This window comes from Streptomyces sp. NPDC127190 (genome assembly GCF_042672505.1).
Lineage (GTDB): Bacteria > Actinomycetota > Actinomycetes > Streptomycetales > Streptomycetaceae > Streptomyces.
Genome location: NZ_JBHXVE010000058.1, coordinates 1 through 7698, shown reverse-complemented (window position 1 = coordinate 7698; position 7698 = coordinate 1). Strand labels below are relative to the sequence as shown.

Annotated in this window: 5 protein-coding genes and 3 pseudogenes; 6 read left to right on the top strand and 2 right to left on the bottom strand. The window is 67.9% G+C overall.

All coding sequences use genetic code 11. The features are described from left to right. Window positions 1-94: 94 nt before the first annotated feature. Both ACFVIU_RS38930 and ACFVIU_RS38925 read right to left on the bottom strand, forming a co-directional pair. Window positions 95-268: pseudogene (locus ACFVIU_RS38930) on the bottom strand (IS5/IS1182 family transposase); the annotation flags it as partial. A gap of 428 nt (window positions 269-696) precedes the next feature. After that, entirely contained in the window at window positions 697-1776 is a 1080-nt protein-coding gene (locus tag ACFVIU_RS38925; RefSeq protein ID WP_385848501.1) for a DUF6615 family protein, read from the bottom strand. A gap of 212 nt (window positions 1777-1988) precedes the next feature. Here ACFVIU_RS38925 and ACFVIU_RS38920 point away from each other — a divergent pair, with 212 nt between their 5' ends. From ACFVIU_RS38920 to ACFVIU_RS38895, 6 genes and pseudogenes are all read left to right on the top strand, one after another. Next, complete coding sequence (locus ACFVIU_RS38920; protein ID WP_385848500.1) at window positions 1989-3317, top strand: hypothetical protein; 1329 nt, start codon at window positions 1989-1991, stop codon at window positions 3315-3317. A 240-nt stretch (window positions 3318-3557) separates the two neighbouring features. Next, window positions 3558-4028 carry a protein kilB gene (locus tag ACFVIU_RS38915; RefSeq protein WP_385848498.1) on the top strand — a complete coding sequence of 157 codons (471 nt, stop codon included), beginning with the start codon at window positions 3558-3560 and terminating at the stop codon, window positions 4026-4028. A gap of 35 nt (window positions 4029-4063) precedes the next feature. Next, a pseudogene (locus tag ACFVIU_RS38910) lies at window positions 4064-5013 on the top strand (transposase family protein). A 189-nt stretch (window positions 5014-5202) separates the two neighbouring features. After that, entirely contained in the window at window positions 5203-5835 is a 633-nt protein-coding gene (locus ACFVIU_RS38905; protein ID WP_385848497.1) for an RICIN domain-containing protein, read from the top strand. Between the two features lie 58 nt (window positions 5836-5893). After that, on the top strand, window positions 5894-7522 hold the full coding sequence (istA, locus tag ACFVIU_RS38900; protein WP_385848503.1) for an IS21 family transposase: 1629 nt from the start codon (window positions 5894-5896) through the stop codon (window positions 7520-7522). Next, a pseudogene (locus tag ACFVIU_RS38895) lies at window positions 7519-7611 on the top strand (AAA family ATPase); the annotation flags it as partial. The gene istA and the pseudogene ACFVIU_RS38895, both read left to right, overlap by 4 nt. Between the last annotated feature and the right edge of the window lie 87 nt (window positions 7612-7698).

The window sequence follows — 7698 nt, the reverse complement described above, 5'->3', positions numbered from 1 at the left end:
GACCAGATACGAGAAGACCGCCGCTTCCTACGAAGCGGCGGTCACCCTCGCGTCGTTCCTGCTGTGGGCAAGATCCGTTTGAAGACGGACCCTAGTACACCGCAACCAGAAGAACCCGCTCGGCCAGCGGAAGACACCACGGCCGGCCGCCGCCGGGGCCGTTGCCGCCCCGTTCCCGCACCACGCGCAGCAGCTTCTCGAAGCACCCCATCCGCAACCCGGTGAACGTCTCCACCCACACCGGCTCAGACCTCAACACCCCACCCATACAGGCAAAATGCCCGGAACCAAGCCTATTGCAACACCCTTGGGCGTCGCCCCGCGCCGATGCCTCCTGCGTGGCCAGGGGCGCAGCTCCGTCAAGCTCGGCGCGGCCTATCGTCTACCGGGCTCAGCGGACTTCACCGTTATTGCAGCTGGCAAGCACGGGTGCTCCCGCGCCATGTGGGCACCTCATTGCGTCCACAGAGCGGCCGCCCCGTCCCAATCGGGGCCAGCCCTGATCACGGGCTGAGTGCGGTAGGCCGAGGCAGCCTGCCGCGCGGCGCCGACCAGTCGACGATGACGCGCATGACGGAGCATCCTGAGCCCACCGTGCGAGCCAGGCCAGCCAGCTCCAGGAGGCGTGTGTGCACCGCTCCGACGATCGCAGGACCCATGCCTGGCTATGGCGTCGTCAACGGGCCAACGAAAAGATCAGTAGTCCGTGAGGTCGATCAGTATGGCGCCAGCCGCGCGTTCGTCGGGTGGCTCGGTGACGGCGCCTTCGATCAGGGCCTGCACCCGGTCTGGCAATGGGGAGAGCGGGCGCTCCAGGATCTCGCCGACGTCTCGGTAGATCGGCATGCCCAGTACCTCGTGCTCAGCATGCTGGAAGTCCGGGGCGGGTACATCGGGCTCCGCCATCGGGCCGTCACCACCCGCTTCCTCCAGCTCGTCCCAGGGCCCGTATCGGGCGACAGCCCCATAGCGGTCCTGGTTTCTCGCCCAGTGGGCCTCGGCGCGGGCTGCGGCACGAAGGTCGTTCAGACCCTGCTGATGGAGGTGCTTGGTCGCCGTATGAGCCATGTGGAGCCCAGTCTGCTTGCCGCGAGGAGCGTCACACAGGATGCGATGCCACGGAACGCTGCGGTCCCGTACGTAGGCTGCTCTCACGGGACGGCTGCGCAAAACGGCATGCACAGTCAAGGCCGAGACGAGGGTGCAGCCCAACTGAGCCTGCTCGCCACGCCCGTGACGGCAGTCGGTCACATGTCCAAGCTGTGATGCCGCTACCCAGTTGCGATGGTTATACAGGACGTAGGCAGGAAAGCAGCCGGCGGCCTGTGCGTCCTGGACCAGCAGCTCACTTTGGCGGGCACGGGTCCGACGGACGATGTGCTCAAGGGCATAGCCACCGCCGCGCTTCGCGCATTTGGCCTGAACCCGCATCCCGAAGCCGTGGCCACCCGAGTGGAACCACCATTCCCAGTCGGCCCCGTTGAGGGCTTCATCGCTTCGCTGGAACTCGCGGATCACCACACGGTCGCTGTGGAGACGGTAGATATCTTGCAGGTTGAACTTGGTGTAGGACTCTTCATCTGGCACCGGCCCGGCGAAATGGTCATCAGCCAGACGCTCAAACGTCCTCGTTGCGCAGGAACGCAGCGTCCGGCACAGGGAGCCAGCCGATGAAGAAGCGTTGCGGCGCGCCTCGGCGGACCAGCGAAGCTCGATCCCGCAGTGCGGGCAGAAGGCGAAGTGCTCGGCGATGTCTCCGCCACAGCCACACAGCAACTCGCCGCTCCTCCCTACATGCGTCAGATCACATGCAAGGCTACGGCAAGCAACGATCTTTGATGATCGCGGCCGCATCCTGACCGGCACGGCCGCGAACACCCGCCAGTACAGCCACCCGAGCGGCTCGCGATAACCCCGTCGTGGGGGCCCCGAGGTGGGTATGGTCGTGGGGCTGACGCTTCGTCATTCCACGAGCTTCAGGGTGACTTGTGGACGACTTACCGCCGTCACCGGCCCGGCTTCCGCGCCGCCTGCTGGCCGACCACGCCTTCCTGCGCGCGCTGCGCCGACGGGACTTCACCGTGGTCTTCGCCATGGCCCACGACGCGGGGATCTCCTTCAACCGGATCGCGGAGGCGTGCGCGCTCAAGCCCGAGCGTGTCAGCCAGATCGCCCGCGGCACCGCAACTGTCACCGCGCTGACGACTGTCGAGCGAATCGCCGGCGGTCTGCGCACTCCCGGTGCCCTCCTGGGGCTTGCTGCGCAACCCTGGGAGGACACCGCCGTCCTCAGCACGGAGTCCCACGATGGAGAAGACCCGATGAAGCGCCGCGACCTGTTGCGTGGCGCGCTGGCCGCCGGCCTCACCGCTCCGGCGCTCGCCGCTCTCACCGCCGCCCGGACCGACGTCGACCAGACCCTCTCCCCCGACATCCCCCAGGACCTGGCCGACCTGGAGGCCGCAGCCGAAAGCTACGGGTACGGCTACCACGGCCAGCAGCCCACCCGCGTCCTGGCCGACCTGTTCACCGACCTCACGACCCTGCGCCCGCTGCTCACCGTCCCGCAGCCCGCCCCGGTGAGGGCGAGGCTGTGCCGGACGGCCGGGCAGATGGCAGGGATGACCGCGATCGTCTTACACGACCTGGGCAGCCGCCGGGAATCGCGCGCATGGTTCGCCACCGCAGCCCGGTCCGCCGCCGAATCCGGCGACGACCAGCTGCACGCCTGGGTTCTCGCCCGCGAGGCGATGGTCCCGCTCAACTACGGCGCTCCGAAGGCAGCGGCCGATCTTGCCGACCGGGCTCGTCGCGCCGCCGGCCCGCGACCCACCGCTGCGGCCACCCTGGCGGCCGCCGTCGCCGCCCGTGCCTACGCCCTCAACCACCAGCCCGAACAGGCCCGCGCCGCGCTCGAGGCCGCCGACGCCCTCATGAACCGGCTCCCCGACCCCGAGCGGTCGGACACGTGGCTGACGTACGGCGAGCAGAAACACCACGTCCACCTCAGCCACGCCTTCACCACGCTCGGGGACACCCGCCGAGCCCGCGAGAGCCAGCAGCGTGCCCTGGAGCTGTCCGCGCCGACCAGCACCATGACACGCACTCTGCTGCACATCGACGCAGCCGCCTGCGCCCATCACGACGGCGACAGCGAACAAGCCTGCCGCCAAACCATCGCCGCCCTGACCACGCTCCCGGACGGCTACCGCACCGGCCTGGTCCGCCGCCGCGCCCAGGACCTCTACAAGGCCATCCCCGCCCAGCACCACCACGAGCCCGCTGTCCGCCAGCTGCGGGACCTCCTGGCCGCTTGATCCCTGGCTCAGCCGACTGTCGGTGCAACTCGTCCCGCGGCTGCCGCGGGCTGCGGCAGTCCCGGGGATCCCCATGCCTGGTTCCACCGCCACCGCCACGAGCGCGCAGCGCGTCCCACCCTGAACCGCGGGGAGCTGCGAAGCTCACTGGGCATAAGCCGCCGCCGAAGGCACCGCCGCGGGCCTTGCTGTGCGACGCCCTCACAACCGAACCGACTACTCGGTAGGATTCGACACCTGATGTCCATATGGCCTTCGATCGTTGCCGTACTCGGCACCCTCGCCGGTGCCGTGACGGCGGGACTCCTCCAGCATCGTTCGGCGCGCACCGCACGCGCCGAGGAGCGCGCCGACAGCCATCGCCAGGACCAGCTCGCTGCGGTCACCGACTTCGCGGCCGCCCTGGACGCGCATCGCTCGGCGATGTTCCACCGTGAGCGTCTGGTCCTGACCGAAGCAGGCACCGAGCAGCAGCTGGAGGCCCAGACCAGGTCCCACGACACCCGGGCGGCAATCACCGCGCCTCACATCCGCCTTCAGATCCTGGTGCCCGAACTGGCCGACCCCGCCCAGCAGGCCGCTGATGCCACGTACGCACTGCGCAAAGCCACCGACCGGACCGACCTGGACACCCGACGGCACGCGGCCAAGGAAGCAACCACGACCTTCATCGCCGCGGCCGCCACGCTGCTGAGCCCTGGCAACCGCTGACTAACGAGTTGGTGCGTGATAGCGGGTGAGGTCTCATGCCAGGTGGATGGCATGATCCCGCTGTGGTGATCACGGTCAATCGGACGGTGCTGACGCATCGGCTGTGCACGGGGCTCTCACGGCGTCATCTTGCGCGCTTGGGCGATGAGTTGGCCGAGCCGTGGCAGGCCGGGGTTGAGGGGCGTCGCCATGCTGCGCGAGGCGGGGTCCGTAGGCGGGCCGAAGGTGCCGGCGCCCGTCATCAGCTGGTGTTCGTTGACCGGCTGGTGGCCACGCTGAGCCATCTGCGGCACGACCTGCCGCACTCGGTGCTGGGGCTGATGTTCGGCGTCAACCGGTCCACCGTCACCCGGGCGATCGGAGAGGTGCGCACGTTCCTGGCGGGGCGGGGCTGCGCGGTTCCCGACCGTCCCGGCCTGCGGCTTCGAACGCTGACGGATGTCTTTGCCTATGCCCAGGCCGAAGGCGTTGAGCTGCGCCTGGACGCCACCGAGATCCAGGTCCGCCGGCCACCGGCCGACCGCGGCGGACGACGCGCGTTCGTCTCGGGCAAGAAGAAGCAGACACCATGAAGGCCACCGTTGTCGCCGACTGGCGTGGCCGCACGTTATGGGCCGATGCCCTGCGGCCTGGGCGTATGCACGACGCCACGGCCGCCCGCAACGAAGGCATCGCCGTCTGCTTCCGGCACTTCCCCGACGTCGGGGTCCTCTTGGACGACGGCTACCTCGGGCTGAGCCGCGACCACCGCGGGCAAGCGATCACACCGCCGAGAAAGCCCCGGCCGGGAGCACTTCCCGGCAGAGTCGAACAGTGGGAACGCGACCGCCACGGCCACTCATCCGACCGCATCACCGTCGAACACGCCCTCGCCGACCACAAACGCTGGAAGCAACTGACCCGCTGGACCCATCGCCGCGACCGCCTGCCCGACACCTACCGCGCCATCGCCGGACTCGTCTCCGACCGCACGGCGAACATCTGAAGACGGCTGTGAGCAAGGCAAACACACCTCACCCGCTTCACGCACCAACTCGTTATGCGGAACATCTGTTGCAGGTAGTGAAACCCTTATGGCGGCGTCGCGAAGGACACTCCGATATCTGTACATCACAGGTATGTCGCTTGTAGCGTGCTGTCGCGCGACAGACGCCAGAATCTGAAGTGAGGGAACATGAAGTTACGCCTTCGCTCTGCGGGGATCCTCGCCGCTGCAACAGCGCTGCTGCTGGGGGTGTTTGGAGCATCCAGTGCATGGGCAGGCACCACTCCGCCCACGGACTTCAAGTGGCTGCATAATGCCTGGACGGGCAAGTGTGCGGCCGTCCCGGGCGGCAGTACGGATGGTGGTACCCAGATTATTCAGTGGCCCTGCGGGCCGTTCGTGGACCACCTTTGGAAGGCGGTGCCGACCGTTACTCAGGGGTCCGTCGTCTACAACCATGTGCTGAACGGCAACAGCGCGCAGTGTCTCGCGGTCCAGGGCGGCAGCAAGGAAGCGGGCGCTCCGGTGATCCAGTGGCCTTGCGGGGACTTTCCCGACCACAACTGGGCGCTCATGGAGGACCGGTACGGCTTCCGGTTGAAGAACCTCAACAGTCAGATGTGCCTCACCATTCCCGGCGGAGTTCCGGACGACGGCATCGGCCTGATCCAGTGGCCTTGTGGCGATCAGACCGACCAGGTTTGGAAGTTCGATACACCCACCGGCTGGCTTTATCGAGCAGTAGTGAAGTCACTTGTCGATGGGTTTGGGAGGCGCCCGGATTCACGGATGGGTGATGTCGACGAGTTTGGGAGGCACTGAGGTTCTTGCCGGGGCAGCATCGAGGTGCTCCTGGTGAAAGGTGCTGGTCATGCCGCGTATGTCGAAGGTCGAGCTGTACGCGGCGATCCGGCGTGACCACCGCGGTGGCATGTCGATGCGCGAGCTGGAGCGCACGCACGGGGTGACCTGGCGGACGGTGCGGAAAGCGTTGGACTCGGCCTGGCCAAAGCCGCGCAAGAAGCTGCCGCCGCGGGCATCGGCTCTCGATCCGTACAAGCCGGTGATCGACGGTATCCTGCGGGCGCATCTGGTCGCGCCGCGCAAGCAGCGGCACACGGTCACCCGAATCTTCCACCGGCTGGTCGAGGAACACGGCGCCAACGTCTCCTACGGGATGGTCCGCTACTACATCGCAGCCCGGAGGCCCGAGATCCTGGTCGAGTCCGGCAAGGCCCCACTGGAGGTATTCGTCCCGCAGACGCACCAGCCCGGTCACGAGGCGGAGGTCGACTTCGGCGACGTGACGATCCGCCTCGCCGGCGAGCTGGTGACCTGCTACCTGTTCTCCTTCCGCCTGTCGTATACGGGCAAGGCCGTCCATCGCGTGTTCGCCTCCTGCGGCCAGGAGGCGTTCTTCGAAGGCCACGTCCACGCGCTACGGACGCTGGGCGGTGTCCCGCGGAGCAAGGTCCGCTACGACAACCTCAAGGCCGCCGTCGCCCGGGTACTCGGACTGAGCCGGGCCAGGGTGGAGGCCGACCGGTGGATCGCGTTCAAGTCGCACTACGGCATCGAGAGCTTCTACTGCCGCCCAGGCGTCGAGGGCGCCCATGAGAAGGGCGGCGTCGAGGGCCAGATCGGCTACTTCCGCCGCAATCACTTCGTCCCCATCCCGGAGGTGTCCTCGCTCGCCGAGCTGAACGAGATGGTCGAGCAGTGGGACCGGCAGGACGACGCCCGCCGGATCGGTTCCAGGTCCAGGACCATCGCCGAAGAGTTCGCGCTCGAACAGCCGCTGCTGATGCCGTTGCCGGAGGAGCCGTTCGAGACCGGGAGGTTTTTCACCCCGAGGGTCGACCGCTATGGCCAGATTCCGGTCCGCACGAACCGCTACTCGGTCCCCATCCGGCTGATCGGCAAACGGGTCCGGGTCATCCTTCACGCCTCTCACCTGGTGGTTTACGACCAGAACGTGGAAGTCGCCCGGCACGAGCGCCTGATCGCCAAGGGCGCGGTCCGCCTGGAGCTGGACCATTACCTAGAGGTCCTCGTCCGCAAACCCGGAGCCTTCCCCGGCTCCACCGCACTTGAACAGGCCCGTTCGGCAGGGAAGTTCACTCCTGTTCACGACGCCTGGTGGACCCAGGCCATGAAGATCCATGGTGAGCGAGACGGCACCCGTGCGCTGATCGAGGTCCTGCTGCTCGGGAGGAACATGCCGCACGAGCACGTCGTCGCCGGCCTGGCAGCGGCCCTTCGGGCCGGGGCCATGACCGCCGACGCGGTCGCGTTGGAAGCCCGCAAGGCCGCCCAGGCCGAGACCGAGCCCGCACCGGATCCCCGCGTGCCCGGCCAGTCGACGGCGACGGTGACGTCCCTGCACGAGTGGCGCCTCGCACACCTTCCACCCGAAACCAGGCCGCTGCCCTCGGTGGCCCACTACGACCAGCTGCTCCGACGCCGCCGCGCAAGCGGCGGTGACCACCGAGAGGAAGAAGCACGATGACCCTGCCCCGCCAGCGAGGCTTGACCGAGCAGGCCGCCGACGCCGCCATCGACTCCGCCTGCCGCCTGCTGCGGCTGCCGACTGTCCAGGTACTCCTCTGAGTGCACCGCCGAGTACGAAGTTGTGTGCACCACAGCTCAGGCCACGTCGGTGTCCCGCTCGATGGCCTGGAGGCG